Origin of the sequence: Kribbella sancticallisti (genome assembly GCF_039530625.1) — a bacterium.
GTDB classification, from domain to species: domain Bacteria; phylum Actinomycetota; class Actinomycetes; order Propionibacteriales; family Kribbellaceae; genus Kribbella; species Kribbella sancticallisti.
Genome location: NZ_BAAAOS010000010.1, coordinates 59446 through 75458, shown reverse-complemented (window position 1 = coordinate 75458; position 16013 = coordinate 59446). Strand labels below are relative to the sequence as shown.

Annotated in this window: 15 protein-coding genes; 14 read left to right on the top strand and 1 reads right to left on the bottom strand. The window is 69.2% G+C overall.

What is annotated here, in order from left to right:
• Positions 1-77: 77 nt before the first annotated feature.
• The 11 genes from ABD255_RS06695 (at position 78) to ABD255_RS06645 (ending at position 11614) form a co-directional block, all read left to right on the top strand.
• Positions 78-1172, top strand: a complete 1095-nt coding sequence (locus ABD255_RS06695) for an NAD-dependent epimerase/dehydratase family protein (RefSeq protein WP_344210919.1) — start codon at positions 78-80, stop codon at positions 1170-1172.
• Positions 1172-2404: a class I SAM-dependent methyltransferase gene (locus tag ABD255_RS06690; protein ID WP_344210917.1), complete on the top strand. Its 1233-nt coding sequence runs from the start codon at positions 1172-1174 to the stop codon at positions 2402-2404. The genes ABD255_RS06695 and ABD255_RS06690 overlap by 1 nt, the downstream gene beginning before the upstream one ends.
• A gap of 40 nt (positions 2405-2444) precedes the next feature.
• Positions 2445-3422 carry a sugar phosphate nucleotidyltransferase gene (locus ABD255_RS06685; RefSeq protein ID WP_344210915.1) on the top strand — a complete coding sequence of 326 codons (978 nt, stop codon included), beginning with the start codon at positions 2445-2447 and terminating at the stop codon, positions 3420-3422.
• Entirely contained in the window at positions 3422-4072 is a 651-nt protein-coding gene (locus ABD255_RS06680) for a PIG-L deacetylase family protein (protein ID WP_344210913.1), read from the top strand. Before ABD255_RS06685 ends, ABD255_RS06680 begins: the two co-directional genes overlap by 1 nt.
• A complete protein-coding gene (locus ABD255_RS06675; RefSeq protein WP_344210911.1) occupies positions 4066-5235 on the top strand; it encodes a class I SAM-dependent methyltransferase in 1170 nt (389 codons plus the stop codon). The genes ABD255_RS06680 and ABD255_RS06675 overlap by 7 nt, the downstream gene beginning before the upstream one ends.
• 2 nt (positions 5236-5237) lie before the next feature.
• Positions 5238-6527 (top strand): MATE family efflux transporter, encoded by a 1290-nt coding sequence (locus tag ABD255_RS06670; RefSeq protein WP_344210909.1) that lies wholly within the window; start codon positions 5238-5240, stop codon positions 6525-6527.
• Positions 6524-7474, top strand: a complete 951-nt coding sequence (locus tag ABD255_RS06665; protein WP_344210907.1) for a glycosyltransferase family 2 protein — start codon at positions 6524-6526, stop codon at positions 7472-7474. Before ABD255_RS06670 ends, ABD255_RS06665 begins: the two co-directional genes overlap by 4 nt.
• Positions 7471-8736: a polysaccharide pyruvyl transferase family protein gene (locus tag ABD255_RS06660; protein ID WP_344210904.1), complete on the top strand. Its 1266-nt coding sequence runs from the start codon at positions 7471-7473 to the stop codon at positions 8734-8736. Before ABD255_RS06665 ends, ABD255_RS06660 begins: the two co-directional genes overlap by 4 nt.
• The gene (locus tag ABD255_RS06655; protein ID WP_344210902.1) at positions 8736-9284 is read left to right on the top strand and encodes a dTDP-4-dehydrorhamnose 3,5-epimerase family protein; all 549 of its coding nucleotides are present in this window, start codon (positions 8736-8738) and stop codon (positions 9282-9284) included. The genes ABD255_RS06660 and ABD255_RS06655 overlap by 1 nt, the downstream gene beginning before the upstream one ends.
• Positions 9281-10606 carry a glutamate-1-semialdehyde 2,1-aminomutase gene (locus tag ABD255_RS06650; RefSeq protein WP_344210900.1) on the top strand — a complete coding sequence of 442 codons (1326 nt, stop codon included), beginning with the start codon at positions 9281-9283 and terminating at the stop codon, positions 10604-10606. The genes ABD255_RS06655 and ABD255_RS06650 overlap by 4 nt, the downstream gene beginning before the upstream one ends.
• A 114-nt stretch (positions 10607-10720) precedes the next feature.
• Positions 10721-11614 (top strand): phytanoyl-CoA dioxygenase family protein, encoded by an 894-nt coding sequence (locus ABD255_RS06645; RefSeq protein WP_344210899.1) that lies wholly within the window; start codon positions 10721-10723, stop codon positions 11612-11614.
• 36 nt (positions 11615-11650) lie between these two features.
• On the opposite strand, the gene ABD255_RS06640 is transcribed toward ABD255_RS06645, so the two are convergent.
• Positions 11651-12319, bottom strand: coding sequence for a phosphatase PAP2 family protein (locus ABD255_RS06640; protein ID WP_344210897.1), 669 nt, complete (start codon positions 12317-12319; stop codon positions 11651-11653).
• 293 nt (positions 12320-12612) lie between these two features.
• Between ABD255_RS06640 and ABD255_RS06635 the strand changes: the two genes are divergently transcribed.
• Genes ABD255_RS06635 through gmd form a run of 3 tightly spaced genes read left to right on the top strand, consistent with a single transcriptional unit; the run spans position 12613 to position 16012 of the window.
• Entirely contained in the window at positions 12613-14088 is a 1476-nt protein-coding gene (locus tag ABD255_RS06635; RefSeq protein ID WP_344210895.1) for a sugar transferase, read from the top strand.
• Positions 14088-15032, top strand: coding sequence for a GDP-L-fucose synthase family protein (locus tag ABD255_RS06630; protein WP_344210893.1), 945 nt, complete (start codon positions 14088-14090; stop codon positions 15030-15032). Before ABD255_RS06635 ends, ABD255_RS06630 begins: the two co-directional genes overlap by 1 nt.
• Positions 15029-16012 (top strand): GDP-mannose 4,6-dehydratase, encoded by a 984-nt coding sequence (gene gmd, locus ABD255_RS06625; RefSeq protein ID WP_344210891.1) that lies wholly within the window; start codon positions 15029-15031, stop codon positions 16010-16012. Before ABD255_RS06630 ends, gmd begins: the two co-directional genes overlap by 4 nt.
• Position 16013 lies beyond the last annotated feature (1 nt).

Below are 16013 nucleotides of genomic sequence, written 5' to 3'. Positions count from 1 at the left end.
ACCGTGCTCCGGCGGATCTGTAGTAGTCGGAAGCCGGAAAGCGGTCCGGCCCGCTGAACTGCGGCGAGGAGATGTCGATGAAGGTTCTGGTCACCGGGGATCGCGGCTACATCGGTGCGGTGCTCGTTCCGTTCCTGCGCGCGGCCGGCCACCAGGTCGACGGCCTGGATCTCGGGCTGTACGAGGGGTGTGACCTGCTCGGCGGCCCGGACCCGATCGGCGATCGGGCCCCCCGGGACATGCGCGACGTCGGCCCCGCGGAACTCGACGGCTACGACGCGGTCGTCTGCCTGGCCGCCCTGTCGAACGATCCGCTCGGCCACCTCAACCGCGATACGACGTACTCGGTGAATCTGGACGGAACCCTGCGGGTGGCCGAGGCGGCGAAGGCGGCCGGCGTCGAGCGGTTCCTGTTCGCCTCCTCCTGCAGCCTGTACGGCGCCGCCGGCTCCGAGGCGGTCGGCGAGGACGCCGACATGTACCCCGTGACGCCGTACGGGGAAACGAAGGCCCTTGCGGAGAAGGAGCTCTCGAAGCTCGCGGACGACAACTTTAGCCCGACCTACCTGCGCAACGCCACCGCGTACGGCGCCTCCACCCGGCTGCGGCTCGACATCGTGGTGAACAACCTGACCGCGATCGCGATGACCACCGGGCAGATCCGGATGGAGAGCGACGGATCTCCGTGGCGGCCGCTGGTGCACATCGAGGACATCAGCCGCGCCTTCCACACCGTGCTCGAGGCACCACGCGAAGTGATCCACGACGAGGCCTTCAACGTCGGCCGGTCCGAGGACGTGGTCCAGGTGCGTGACATCGCCGAGATGGTCGGCGAGGCCGTTCCCGGCTCGACCGTGTCGTTCGCCGAGGGGGCGGGACCGGACCTGCGCAACTACAAGGTCGACTTCGCCAAGCTCGGCGACACGTTCCCCGACCTGAAGCTGCGCTGGACGGTGCGGGCCGGCGTGGAGGAGCTCGCCGCGGCGTACCGGCGGCACGGGCTGACGCTCGACGACTTCAACTCCGCGCAGTTCGTCCGGCTGCGCAGGATCAACCAACTGCTGAAGCTGGGCCTGGTCGACGACCAGCTCCGGCGGACGACCGACGAGCAGTTCCCGGCACCCGGCTCACCTGCCCTCACCGCGAGCGACACCGTTGAGGAGATGCACTGATGGGGGAATCTCTCGGCTGCCGCCTGTGCGGACAGCCCTTGACGCGCACATTCGTGGACATCGGCATGTCCCCGCCCTGCGAGAGCTATCTGCGCGCGGACCAGCTCGACGACGGCGAGACGTTCTACCCGTTGCACGTACGGATCTGTGACAACTGCCTGCTGGTCCAGCTGCCGGCGTACGTCGCGGCCGACGACGTGTTCAGCGACTACCTGTACTTCTCGTCGTTCTCGACCAGCTGGGTGGAGCACGCCCGCAGGTTCGTCGTCGACATGCAGGAGCGGCTCGGCCTCGGTGCCGAGAGCCTGGTGGTCGAGGCGGCCAGCAACGACGGCTACCTGCTGCAGCACGCGGTCGCGCTCGGAATCCCGGTGCTCGGCATCGAGCCGGCCGCGAACATCGCCGAGGTGGCCAACGAGAAGGGCATCCGGACCGAGAGCTACTTCCTCGGCGAGGGGACCGGACAGGACGCCGCGGCCCGGTACGGCAAGGCCGACCTGGTGGTGGGCAACAACGTGTTCGCGCACGTACCGGACATCATCGACTTCGCCAAGGGCCTGCGGGCGCTGGTCAAGGACGACGGTCTGGTGTCGCTGGAGTTCCCGCACCTCCTCCGGCTGATCGAGGGCCGGCAGTACGACACGATCTACCACGAGCACTACTCGTACCTGACCTTGAAGACCGCCTCGGCGGCACTGGAGGCGGCCGGCCTGAAGGTGGTCGACGTCCAGGAGCTGGTCAGCCACGGCGGTTCGCTGCGGGTCATCTCGACACCGGTGGAGACGGCGGGGGAGCCGTCCGACCTGGTGCTCAAGGTGCTGAAGAACGAGGAGGACGCGGGACTGCACACGGTCGAGGGCCACGCGGGTTTCGCGCGCGACGTGTTCGCGATCAAGGCCGACCTGGTCGAGTTCCTGGTCGGCGCGGCCCGGGAGGGCAAGTCGGTCGCGGGCTACGGCGCACCCGGCAAGGGCAACACGCTGCTGAACCACTGCGGTGTCCGGGAGGACCTGCTGCCGTTCACCGTCGACCGCAGCCCGCACAAGCACGGCATGTACCTGCCCGGGACCCACATCCCGATCTTCGCGCCGGAGCGGCTCGCCGAGGTCCGCCCGGACTACATCGTGATCCTGCCGTGGAACCTGCGGGAGGAGATCGTGCACCAGCTCGGCTATGCACGGGAATGGGGCGCGCGGTTCGTCGTCCCGATCCCGCGCCTCGAAGTGATCTGACCTGCCGGCTGATACCGGCGAACGACCAGGGAGGGGTTCCATGAAGGTCGTTATCTTCTGCGGGGGGCTCGGACTGCGGATGCGCAGCGGAGTCGACTCCGCACCCAAGCCGATGATGACGATCGGTGACCGGCCGGTCCTGTGGCACGTGATGCGGTACTACGCGCACTTCGGCCACACCGAGTTCATCCTCTGTCTGGGGTTCGGGGGAGCCGCGGTCAAGGAGTACTTCCTGCGGTACGAGGAGACGCACTCGAACGATTTCGTGATGACCAAGGGCGGGCAGCAGATCGAGCTGCTCGACTCCGACATCAGCGAGTGGAAGATCACCTTCGTCGACACCGGCATCGACACCAGCATCGGCGAACGACTGCGCCGGGTCCGTCCGTACCTCGAGGACGACGACGTCTTCCTGGCCAACTACGGCGACGTGCTCACCGATGCGCCGATGGACAAGATCGTCGACCACGTGCTCGCCAGTGACATCACCGCGAGCCTGCTCGCCGTCCCCCCGCAGTCCTCCTTCCACGTGGTGGAGTTCGGGCCGGACGCCCGGATCAACGGGCTACGTTCGGTCACCGAGCTGCCGCTGTGGATCAACGGCGGCTACTTCGTGCTGAAGAAGGAGGTCTTCGACGTGCTGCACCAGGGCGAGGACCTGGTCGGGGACGCCTTCCCGCGGCTGGCCGCGATGCGCCGGCTGGAGGCGATCCCGCACCACGGCTTCTGGGCTCCGATGGACACCCTGAAGGAGCGCAGCCAACTCGAGGAGCTGTACCGGTCCGGCACCAAGCCCTGGGCGGTCTGGACCCGCGAGGCGCACGACCAACACCTCCAGCCACACCCCGTGCCCACCGCCCCACCGGTGCCGGTTCCACCGATCGTGCCGGCAGCTTCGTCCGTGCCGCCCGTCCCGGTCGCCCAGCCTCAGCCGGCTGCGCCCGCCGTACCGGCTGCGCCCGCCGTACCGGCTGCTTCGGCCGTGCCGGCTGGTTCGTCTGCTGTGGTGGCGATCTGATGTTGCCGTTCCAGCTCGGCCTGGGTGGCCGCCCCACGCACCTGGTCGCACTCGGCGCGCACCCGGACGACATCGAGATCGGCTGCGGCGGCACCTTGCTCCAGCTGGCCGAGGCCGTGCCGGAGCTGACCGCCGAGTTCGTGATCGCCACCGGTACTCCGGTCCGGCTGGAGGAGGCCCGCCGCGGCGCGGAGCTCTTCCTGCCCGGCTGCGAGGTGACGATCACGTCGGCCGAGCTGCCGGACGGCCGCCTCCCGACCCACTGGGAGAACACCAAAGAGTTGCTCGAGGCAACGGCCCGGGGGAGCCGGTCACCCGACCTCGTGCTCGCACCGAGCCGGACCGACGCGCACCAGGACCACCGCACGATCGCCGGGCTGGCGACCACGGTGTGGCGTGACCACCTGGTGCTGCACTACGAGATTCCCAAGTGGGACGGCGATCTCAGCCGGCCGTGGCTGTACGTCCCGCTGACCGAGGAGCAACTGCGCGAGAAGGTCGCGCGGCTGCACAAGGCCTTCCCGTCCCAGGTCGAGCACGACTGGTTCGACGAGGAGGTCTTCGCCGGGCTGGCCCGGCTGCGCGGGATGGAGTGCCGCGCGCGGTACGCCGAGGCCTTCAGCACCGCCAAGGCGACGTTGACATGGTGACGGACCTGGTGACGGACACGATGCCCGGAGGGGAAGAGATGGCGAGCTTCAGCTGTCGCGGATGTGCCGGCGACGACGTCGTACCCGTGGTCGATCTCGGTGCTCAGCCGTGTGCGGACCACTTCCCGCCGGTCGACACGCCGGGGGAGGATCCACGCTGGCCGCTCGAGCTGTGGCTCTGCCGCGGCTGCAAGCTGGTCCAGCTGGGCCCGGTCGAGCCACAGCTGCCCGAGCCGCCGCTGGCGGTCGAGTCGGCCACCAGCATCGCGCACGCCGAGGCATCGGTGAAGGAACTGCTCGCCGACCACCCGGACCTGAACGGCCGGGTGGTGTTCGAGTTCGCCAGTCACCACGGGGGATCGTGGCTCGACCACCTGCGGGCCGCGGGCTGCCGGATCGCGACCGGCGACGAACGCGCCGACCTGGTGGTGGACGTGCACGGCATCGCCCACGAGCCGGCCGTCGGCGAGATGATGAAGCTGCGGGCGGACCGGCTCGCGCCGGGCGGCCTGCTGGTGCTGGAGTTCCACCACCTGCTGCCGTTGTTCATCGGCAACCAGTTCGACACCATCCGCCACGGCCACTGGTCGTACCTGTCGCTCGGTGCGGTGATCCGGCTGGGCGCGCTGTACGGCCTGGCGGTGGAGTCGGTCCAGCGGATCGACATGTTCGGTGGCAGCCTGCGGGTGATGCTCAGGCACGAGGACGAGGCCCAGCCCGACGAGTCCGTCCTCGAGACGCTCCAGGACGAGGCGGCCGCCGGAATCTCCGACGAGATCCAGTTGGCGGGCTTCCAGGAAGCGGCCTGGCACGCGGCGGGCGCGCTGCATGACGAACTGGTCAGGCACCAACAGGCCGGCCGGATGGTGCTCGGCTACGGCGCGCCCTCGAAGGCGCCAGTGCTGCTGGACCTCAGCAAGGTCGGCACCGACCTGCTCCCCTTCACGGTCGACGCCGCGCCGGGCAAGCACGGCCGGCGGATCCCCGGCTGCGGGGTGCCGATCCGCTCGATCGACGACCTGCGGGCGGTCCAGCCGGACGTGGTCCTGATCCTCACCTGGGACATCGCCGACGAAGTGATCTCCCAGCTCGAGGCCGACGCCGGCGGCTGGGGCGCCACCTACCTGGTCCCGCTCCCCGAGCCGCACGAAGTCGTGGGCTGACCATGCGAGGGGTCCTGCGCCGGCTCACCTGGGGACTCGCCGACCAGGCCGTGACGAGCATGGTCAGCTTCGTGGTCGGTGTCGTCGTCGCCCGGTCGATGGGCGCCGTCGAGTTCGGCGCCTTCAGCCTGGCCTGGGTGACGTACGGCGTGGTGGTGAACATCTCCCGCGGTCTGGCCACCGATCCGCTCGCGGTCCGGTTCAGCGGCGTACCGCGGGCCGACTGGCGCAAGGCAGTCGCGAGCTCGACCGGGATGGCCATCGCCGTCGGTCTCGCGACCGGGGCGATCTGCATCGCGGCCGGGCTCGCGCTGGGAGGCAAACCCGGCGCGGCCTTCATCGCGCTGGGTTTCGTGCTGCCCGCCCTCACTCTCCAGGACAGCTGGCGGTTCGCCTTCTTCTCCAGCGGGCAGGGTGGCAAGGCCTTCATCAGCGACATCACCTGGGCGGTCGCTCTGGTGCCGCTGCTCTATCTGGCCTCGCACCGTGCCAGCGTCACCTTGTTCGTACTCGCCTGGGGCGCGGCCGGCGCGTTCGCCGCGCTGGTCAGCGGGCTGCAGGCCGGAATCGTGCCGCGGTTGTTCCGGGCCCGTCAGTGGTTCTCCCAGCACCGCGACCTCAGCCTGCGGTACCTGGTGGAGAACCTGACCATCAGCGGCGCGTACCAGTTCCGCATGTACGGCCTGGGCGCCTTCGCCGGAATCGCGGCGGTCGGTACCGTCCGCGGCGCCGAGATGCTGCTCGGCCCTTTCTTCATCGTGCTCTCCGGTGTCGGTCTGGTGGCGGTGCCGGAGGCCGCACGGGTGTTGCGCCGATCGGTGCGCAAACTGCAGCTCTTCTGCCTGCTGCTCGGCGGCGCCCAGGCCGCCGCGGCCCTGGTCTGGGGGTTGGCGCTGATCGTCGCCCTGCCGCACGACTGGGGTCACAAGCTGCTCGGCGACGTGTGGTCGTCGGCGCAGTATTTGTTGCTACCAGCAACCTTGTCGGTAATGAACGCGAGCTTCTACACCGGCGCGGCCGCCGGATTGCGGGCCCTCGGCGTGGCCAGGCGAAGCCTTCGGGCCCAGCTGTGGGCGTCGGCGGCCTATCTGGTCGGCGGTGTCACCGGCGGTGCCCTGGGCGGGGCCGTCGGATCGGCCTGGGGATCGGCGGGCGCCACTCTGGTCGGCGCGATCGTCTGGTGGTGGTACCTGCGGGCCGGGATCCGCGAACGTCTGACGGCCGAAGCGCCGGTGGACGTCGTCGGGCCCGGCGCGGACCAAGAGGAGATGCCAGAAATGAGGAGCACATGAACGCGGCACCGCGACTGACGGTCGGCCTGCCGGTCTACAACGGCGAGCAGTACCTTTCGGAGTCCCTGGACGCCCTGCTGGGGCAGAGCTACGGCGACTACGAGATGATCATCTCCGACAACGCCTCGACGGACGGCACCGAGGAGATCTGCCGGGACTATCTGGCCCGCAACGCGCGGCTCAGCTACGTCCGGCAGCCGGTCAACATCGGTGCGGCGCCGAACCACAACTACGTCTTCGAGCAGTCCCGGACCGAGTTGTTCAAGTGGGCGTCGCATGACGACCTGTACGGCCGGGACCTGCTGCTGCGCTGTGTCGAGGCGCTCGACGCCGACCGCGACCTGGTCCTGGCGCACGCCTGGCAGGCGATCATCGACGGCGCCGGCGACATCGTGCTGAAGGTGGACTACCCGCTGGACACCGACAACCCGAGCGCGCCGGAGCGGTTCAAGAGCCTGCTGCTGACCGTCGGCGGTGACGACTTCTACGGCGTGATCCGCTCGGAGGTACTCCGCCGGACGCCGCTGCACGCGAGCTATCACCACGCCGACCGGACGATCATGGCCGAACTGGTACTGCACGGCCGGTTCCACCAGGTGCCGGAACTGCTGTACTTCCGCCGCGACCACCCGGACCGGGCCGAGCGGGCCCAGCCGACGATCCGGGCCAGGGCGGCGAACATGGACCCGAAGCGCGGCGACAAGCTGCGCAACCCGACCGCGCGGCTGCTGGCGGAGTACGTGGCCGGCTTCGTCGGCGCGATCCGGCGGGCGCCGCTGTCGTCAGCGGACCGGCGCAAGTGCCACTTCTACCTGGTGCAGTGGCTGGCGAGCAGGGCGCTGCCCGGTTCGTCGCACCGGATCGAGGACAGCGCGACGCCCACCGCGCCCACCACGATCCCCGCAGCTTCCGCCGTCGCCGGGCACCGGAGGGCCTCCCAGGAATGAACAGGGCACCACGGATCGCCATCCTCGGCCTGCTCGGGTCGGGCAACCTCGGGAACCACGGCTCGCTTGACGCGATGCTGCAGTTCCTGCGCGCCGAGCACCCCGACTCGCAGATCACCTGCGTGTGCTCGGGGCCCGCGGAGGTCGAACGGCAATATGGCATCCCGTCCTTCTCCATCACCTGGTACCACCCCGGCCGGGCCGGCCGGTCGCGGCTGGTGACGATCGCGCTGAAGGCGTTCGGCAAGGTCGCCGACCTGGTCCGGACCCCGCGCTGGGTCCGCCGCTACGACATCGTGATCATCCCCGGCATGGGCGTGCTGGAGACCACGCTGCAGTTGCAGCCGTGGGGCTGGCCGTACGCGTTGTTCCTGGTCTTCGCCTGGGCCCGCGTCTTCGGCGTCAGGACCGCGCTGGTCAGCGTCGGGGCGAACGTGCCCCGCGAGCGCTCGATCAGGATGCTCTTCGCCGGCACCGCCAAGTTCGCCTCCTACCGATCGTTCCGGGACACCGACTCCCGCGACGCGCTGCGGCAGATGGGCCTCGACGCCGGCGCGGACGCGATCTATCCGGACCTGGCCTTCGCGCTGCCGTTGCCGAAACCGGCGGACGCTCCGGTGATCGCCCCCACCGTGCGAACCGTGGGGCTGGGGGTGATGGCCTACCGCGGGACCAATGCCGACCGGAGCCGGTCTGGCGAGGTGTACGAGGCGTATGTCCGCAAGATGATCGACTTCAGCCGCTGGCTGGTGGACCAGGGATACCGGGTCCGGCTGCTGACCGGAGATCCGTCCGACGAAGCCGTGGTGTCCGCCGTGGTCGATGACCTGCGGCGGACACGCCCCGGAGTCGTGGACGCGCTGCTGATCAGGGAACCGGCCGAGTCGCTCAGCGAGTTGATGGAACAGATGGCCGGTGTCGACCTCGTGGTCGCCTCGCGCTATCACAACGTGCTGTCGGCGCTGAAGCTGTCCAAGCCGACGATCTCGATCAGCTACGCCCGCAAGAACGACATCCTGATGGAAGACATGCGGCTGGGCGAGTTCCGGCAGCCGATCCAAAGCCTCGACGTCCAGCGGCTGATCGAGCAGTTCCGGGCGCTGGAGGCCCGGGCGTCGCGGCTGGAGCCGGAGATGCACCGCAGGAACGCCGAGTACGTGAAGCTGCTCGAGCAGCAGAACGCCGCGCTGTCCGCGACCCTGTTCGGCGCCGCCGCGCCGAAGCGGAGCGCGGCCGGCGGCGCCGAGTCGAAGGAGGCTTGATGGACGTCATCCAGGTACCGAGGATCGCCGGGGCGCTGCTCTTCCTGCCCACGCCGCACGCGGACGAGCGCGGGTTCTTCTGCCGCACCTTCGACCGCGACGTCGTGAAGACGGCCGGGCTGGACCCGGACGCGTTCCAGCAGGACAGCGTCTCCCGGTCGGCCAAGGGGGTGGTGCGTGGCATGCACGTGCGCTCGGGTGCCGGCGAGGCCAAGCTGGTGCGCTGCTCGTACGGCGCGGTCTTCGACGTGGTGGTCGACCTGCGGGCGGACTCGCCGACCTACTGCAACCGCGAGTACTTCGACCTCACCGGCGACAACCAGGTGACGGTGTATGTGCCGGCCGGCTGCGCGCACGGGTTCCAGGCGCTCACCGATCCGGCCGACGTGTCGTACCGGATCGACCGCGCGCACGACCCGCGGGAGGACGTCACGATCGTGTTCGACGATCCCGACCTGGACATCGCCTGGCCGCTGCCGGTCAGCCTGATGTCCGATCGGGACAAGGCGGCGCCCTCCCTGGCCGAGGCGACCAGGAGGCTGAGATGACCAACGGCGGCAAGTCCTTCGTCCGATCCGGCGACCTGAACTCGCGTCTGCACGCGGTGGTCCCCGGCGGTGCGCACACCTACGCCAAGGGCGAGGACCAGTACCCGGCCGGAATGGCCCCGGTGATCAGCCACGGACTCGGCGCGCACGTCTGGGACGTGGACGGCAACGAGTACATCGAGTACGGCTCCGGCCTGCGCTCGGTCAGCCTCGGGCACGCCCACCCGCGGGTACTCGACGCGGTTCGCAAGGAGCTCGAGCGGGGCAGCAACTTCGTCCGGCCGAGCACGATCGAACTGGCGGCCGCCGAGCGGTTCCTCGGCACGGTCCGGACGGCCGAGATGGTGAAGTTCGCCAAGAGCGGCTCGGACGTGACCACGGCCGCGGTGAAGCTGGCGCGCGCGGTCACCGGCCGGCCGCTGGTGGCGATCTGCCAGGACCAGCCGTTCTTCTCCACCGACGACTGGTTCATCGCCACGACCGCGATGTCGGCCGGGATTCCCGAGGCGGTGGCCGAGCTGACCGTCGGCTTCCCGTACGGCGATCTGGCCGCGACCGAGGAGATCCTGCGCGAGCACGACGGCCGGGTCAGCTGCCTGATCCTCGAGGCCGCCACCCAGCACGATCCGCCCGACGGGTACCTGGCCGGTCTGCGCGACCTGGCCCACCGGTACGGCTGCCTGCTGGTCTTCGACGAGATGATCACCGGCTTCCGCTGGTCGGAGGCCGGCGCCCAGGGCGTGTACGGGGTGACGCCCGACCTGTCCACCTTCGGCAAGGCGCTCGGCAACGGCTTCGCGGTGTCGGCGCTGGCCGGTCGCCGCGAACTGATGGAGCGCGGCGGCCTGCACGACTCCCGCGAACGGGTCTTCCTGTTGTCGACGACGCACGGCGCCGAGACGCATTCGCTGACCGCGGCGATGGCGGTGCTGGACGTCTACGAAAGCGAAGGCATCAGCCGGCGGCTGCACGAGTTGGGCGACCGCCTCGCGGCCGGCGTACGGCAGGTGGCCGCGGCGGCAGACGTCGCGGAGCACGTGCTGGTCAAAGGCCGGGCCAGCAACCTCGTCTTCGCGACTCTGGACGAGGACCTGCGGCCGTCCCAGCAGTACCGCACGCTGTTCCTGCGCGAACTGATCCTCGGCGGCGTGATCGGCCCGTCGTTCGTGGTGAGTTCCGCACTGTCGCAGGACGACATCGACCGCACGGTGTCCGTGGTCGAGAGGGCTTGCGCCGTCTACCGGAAGGCACTGGACGCCGGTGATCCCGGCGGATGGACGGGAGGACGGCCGGTCAAACCAGTTTTCCGCCGCTTCGCCTGACAGCGAGCCGGCGTCGGGCCATGGCCCCAGGCCCAGCAAAGGAAAGTAAGCCGCAGGCAGTCGGTGCCTGCGGCTCAGACATGAGCGCTTCTGCTCGTTTTGGAGGGGGTCACCATGCATGCGATCTACCACGACGCGGACATCAGCGACGACGATCGCAGGGAGAAGCTGTACAACGGGGACTTGTTCGTCTACTCGCCCCGACCGTCGACGCTGGCGCTGACCGGGTTCGCGGCCGAGCTGGCCCGGGAGGCGTTCGCGCCGCTGGATCCGGAGACCGCGCAGTTCGAGATGCCGGTGGAGGAGTACGCGGCGCTGCTGGCCGAGCTCAAGCCGCGGTTCATCCACCACCCGGAGTCGAAGCGGCTGATCCAGGAGATGCTGGTGGATCTCGGCTGCGACCCGGAGCAGGTGTACTTCGACGTACCGCGGATGCGGAGTTCGACGTCGAACGACTACCTGACCACCGGGATCGCGTTCGCGTTCCACCCGCACCGCGACACCTGGTACTCCGCGCCGTACTGCCAGCTCAACTGGTGGTTGCCGATCTTCGCGATCGGTGACGACAACGGCCTCGCCTTCCATCCGCGGTACTGGGCGACGCCGGTGAAGAACAGCTCGCGGGTCTACAACTACGCGGACTGGAACGCGACCAGCCGGGTGATCGCGGCGACCCAGATCGGCACCGACACCCGGGTCCAGCCGGTGCCGGAGGAAGAGGTCGAGTTGGTGCCGCAGATCCGGCCGATCTGCAGGCCCGGCGGAATCATCCTGTTCTCCGGAGCCCAGTTGCACTCCAGCGTGCCGAACACCTCCGGGCGGACGCGGTTCAGCATCGACCTGCGCACCGTGCACCTCGGCGACGCACAAGCAGGGCTGGCGGCGCCCAACATCGACTCCGAGTCGACCGGCACGACGATGGGCGACTACCTGCGGACCAGCGACCTCGAGCACCTTCCCGATGAACTGATCAGCGCGTACGACATCCCGAAGCCCGCGGTCGCGTGAGTTGGTCCGGCCGGCGTCGTCCCGACGCCGGCCGGACTAACGGTGGCCGGCGAGCTTGTCGACCAGGAGGGCCGTTGCCGGGACGGCCATCAGAGCAAGGCCGAAGCCGCCGATGGTGTCGGTGGGGTAGTGCGCGGTCAAGTCGATCTGCGCATAGGCCATCGCCGCCCCACCGGCCAGGGCGAGACCGAGCACGAGGGCCGTGCCGAAGACTTGTCCCAACGTGAGCAGGTCGCTCAGCAGCAGGCCGAGGACCACGCAGACCGCCGTAGCGGCCGCGGTGTGCCCGCTGGGATAAGAGAGGAAGTCATCGTGGATGCGCCGATCCACGATGTCCTTGAGGACCGTTGACAGCACAGTGACCACGCCCATCCCGATGAACGCGGCGACGGCCAGTCGACGGCGGCCGGCGAGCAGACAGAGCGCCATGACCAGCAGCACCGCGAGTGATCGGCCTATCGGTTCGCCGATCCAGTCCACCGCCAGGGCTGTCTGCCAAGCCCCGGCGGGTGTGTTGACCCGCGGCTGGATCCATCTGTCCAGCCCTGCCGGCGCCGTGCCGCCTGCGTAGGTCACCGCCGGCACAGCGAGCAGCAAGGCCCCGAGAATCGTCAGCAGCGCGGCCGATAGCCGCAGTGCGGGAATCACGGCCGGTCTGATCTCGCGCGCGCCGGCGCGCGCGTGACCCCCTTCGTTTGTCGCCATTTCCCCCACCCCTGTGCAAATTCTATCCGCAGGTTTGCGAGGGTCGATCGCTGCAGCCGGGCGGAGGTAGTACTCTGCGATGTCTTGCCACCGACAGGTTGGTGAATTCTGGGGATGTGGAGTCGGGGACACATGGTTCGCGGGGTGGGTTCACCGGGGGGTGACCAAAAGGTGGGCGACGCCGGACAGGCGTGGCTTCCACCGATTGACAGTGGTGACGGGCAGACTGCAGACTGCTCTGGGCAGTGGCGTAGTGTGCCCGGGCGATCGCAGCGTGAGACGAAGGGCCGGGTGTGAGCGGAGTCAGTGACGCCCACGGTCCCGTCTGGGTGGTCCCGCACGAAGTGCCGGCGATCGTGCCGCGCTCGTCCCGGTTCACCGAGCCCCGCTGGGTCGGCGTCTATCGCTGGGCCGCGGTCGGAGGCGACCTGCTGGCGGCGATGATCGGCATCTCAGTCGCGCTGCTGACGCGTTTCGGCTACCAGGTCGGCAGCGGCTATCTGGTGATCAGCAGTCTGTTGCCGTTGGCCTGGGTCGCGATGGTTGCCTTGTCCAAGGGTTACGACTCCCGGTACTTCGGCGCCGGGCCGGACGAGTTCCGGTCGCTGCTGCGCTCCGGGGTCGGGCTGACCGCCGCGGTCGCGCTCGTGTCGTACGCGACGAGGACCGAGATCGCCCGCGGCTTCGTGGTGCTGGCCATCCCGGTGATCGTGGGCGCCGCGCTGTTGCTGCGTTACGGGCTCCGCAAGGACCTGCACCGGCACCGGGTCCGCGGCCGGTGCATGCACCGGGTGCTGGTGGTCGGCCGGACCGATCCCGCCGCGACGTTGTGCGAGCATCTGGAAAGCCGGCCGACGGACGGGTTCCGGGTGGTCGCGACCTGCCGGCCGCGCGGCGGTGCCGGCTCGACCGGGCCGCTGCAGCCCGACGAACTGGACGAGGCCGACATCATGTCCGCGGTGGACCGTCATGCCGTGGACGTGGTTGCCGTGTCCACCGATCCCGAGTTGGCGGGGCAGTCGCTGCGGCGGTTGTCGTGGGCGCTCGAGCAGCGTGGGGTCGAGTTGATCGTGTCACCCGGCATCATCGAGGTGGCCGGCCCGCGGATCTCGGTCCGCCCGGTGGCGGGCCTGTCCCTGCTGCACCTCGAGCGGCCGTCGGTGAGTGGCGGACCGCATCTGCTGAAGGCTGTCTTCGACCGAGTGTCCGCCCTTACCCTGGTGACCCTGCTGGCACCGGTGCTGATCGGTCTCGCGATCGCGGTGAAACTGTCCAGCCCGGGGCCGGTGCTGTTCCGGCAGACGCGGGTCGGCCGGGCGGGGACCGAGTTCACCATGTTCAAGTTCCGCAGCATGTACTCCGACGCCGAGCAGCGCCTCAGCGACCTGTACTCGCTGAGCGACGGCAACGGGGTGATGTTCAAGCTGCGCGACGATCCGCGGGTGACGCCGCTCGGCCGGCTGATCCGGCGCTTCTCCCTCGACGAACTGCCGCAACTCTTCAACGTACTGCGCGGCGACATGTCCCTGGTCGGCCCGCGGCCGCCGCTGTCCGAGGAAGTCGCGCTGTACGCCGCCGACGACACCCGGCGGATGCTGGTCAAGCCCGGCATCACCGGGCTGTGGCAGGTGAGCGGACGCAGCGACCTGTCCTGGGACGAATCAGTCCGGCTGGACCTGCGCTACGTCGACAACTGGTCGATGACGCTGGACCTGCTCATTCTCTGGAAGACCGCACGTGCGGTGATCTACGGCTCGGGAGCCTATTGATGTCCATCGACCGACGGTCACCGGTATACGTCGCAGGTCACCGGGGACTGGTCGGGTCGGCGATCTGGCGCCGGCTCGAAGCCGACGGATTCACCCAGCTGATCGGCGCCACCTCGGCCGAGCTCGACCTGCGCGACCGGGCGGCGACGTTCGCCTTCTTCACCGAGCACCGCCCGGCGGCGGTCATCGATGCCGCGGCGCGGGTCGGCGGCATCCTGGCCAACCGTGACCATCCGACCGAGTTCCTCAGCGACAACCTGCGCATCCAGGTCAACCTGATGGACGCCGCGCTGGAGGTCCGGACCCCGCGGCTGCTGTTCCTGGGCTCGTCCTGCATCTATCCCAAGTATGCCGAGCAGCCGATCCGCGAGTCGAGCCTGCTGACCGGTGAGCTGGAGCCGACCAACGACGCGTACGCGATCGCCAAGATCGCCGGCATCATGCAGGTCCAGGCGGTCCGCCGGCAGTACGGTCTGTCCTGGATCTCGGCGATGCCGACCAACCTCTACGGGCCGAACGACAACTTCGACCTGACCAGCTCGCACGTGCTGCCGGCCCTGATCCGGCGGTTCCACGACGCCAAGCAGGCCGGGGCGCCGGAGGTCGTGCTGTGGGGGACCGGCACGCCGCGGCGGGAGTTCCTGCACGTCGACGACCTGGCCGCCGCCTGCCTGCACCTGCTCGAGACGTACGACGAGCCGGGGCCGATCAACGTCGGCGTCGGTGAGGACGTCACGATCCGCGAACTGGCCGAGCTGGTGGCCCGCGTGGTCGGCTACTCCGGTGCCATCAGCAACGATCTTTCGAAGCCGGACGGCACCCCGCGCAAGCTGCTGGACGTGAGCAGGCTGCGGGCCCTGGGCTGGAAGCCCGACATCGATCTGGAAGCCGGCGTCGCGAGCACCTACGCCTGGTATCTGGAGAACCTGGGGAAGGACGCATGAAGAAGGCGCTGATCACCGGGATCACCGGCCAGGACGGTTCGTACCTGGCCGAGTTGCTGCTCGGCAAGGGATACGAGGTGCACGGCCTGATCCGCCGCGCGAGCACGTTCAACACGCACCGGATCGACCACCTGTACACCGATCCGCACGAGCAGGACAAGCGCCTGTTCCTGCACTACGGCGACCTGACCGACGGATCCCGGCTGGTCACGCTGCTGGCCACCATCCAGCCCGACGAGGTCTATCACCTGGCCGCGCAGAGCCACGTCCGGGTGAGCTTCGACGAGCCCGAGTACACCGGCGACACGACCGGGATGGGGACCACCCGGCTGCTCGAGGCGATCCGGATGATCGGGCTGGACTGCCGGTTCTACCAGGCCAGCAGTTCGGAGATGTTCGGGGCCACGCCGCCGCCGCAGAACGAGGAGACGCCGTTCTACCCGCGGTCGCCGTACGGCGCGGCGAAGCTCTACGGGTACTGGATGACCCGCAACTACCGCGAGGCGTACGACATGTTCGCGGTGAACGGGATCCTGTTCAACCACGAGAGCCCGCGCCGCGGCGAGACCTTCGTGACCCGCAAGATCACCCGGGCAGTTGCACGGATCAAGCTCGGCCAGGAGAAGCGGCTGTACCTCGGCAACCTCGAGGCCTGCCGCGACTGGGGCTACGCACCGGAGTACGTCGAGTGCATGTGGCAGATGCTGCAGCACGAGAAGCCGGCCGACTACGTGGTCGCCACCGGTACGTCGTACTCGGTGCGCGACTTCGTCTCGCTGGCGTTCGAGCACGTCGGCCTGGACTGGCACGACTTCGTCGACTACGACGCGCGGTACGAGCGGCCGACCGAGGTGGACTCGCTGATCGGCGACGCGTCCAAGGCCCGCGAGGACCTGGGCTGGAAGGCCCAGGTGCACGTGCCGGAACTCGTCCGCATCATGGTGGACGCCGATCTCGCCGCCCTGACCCGCGAGGACTGAG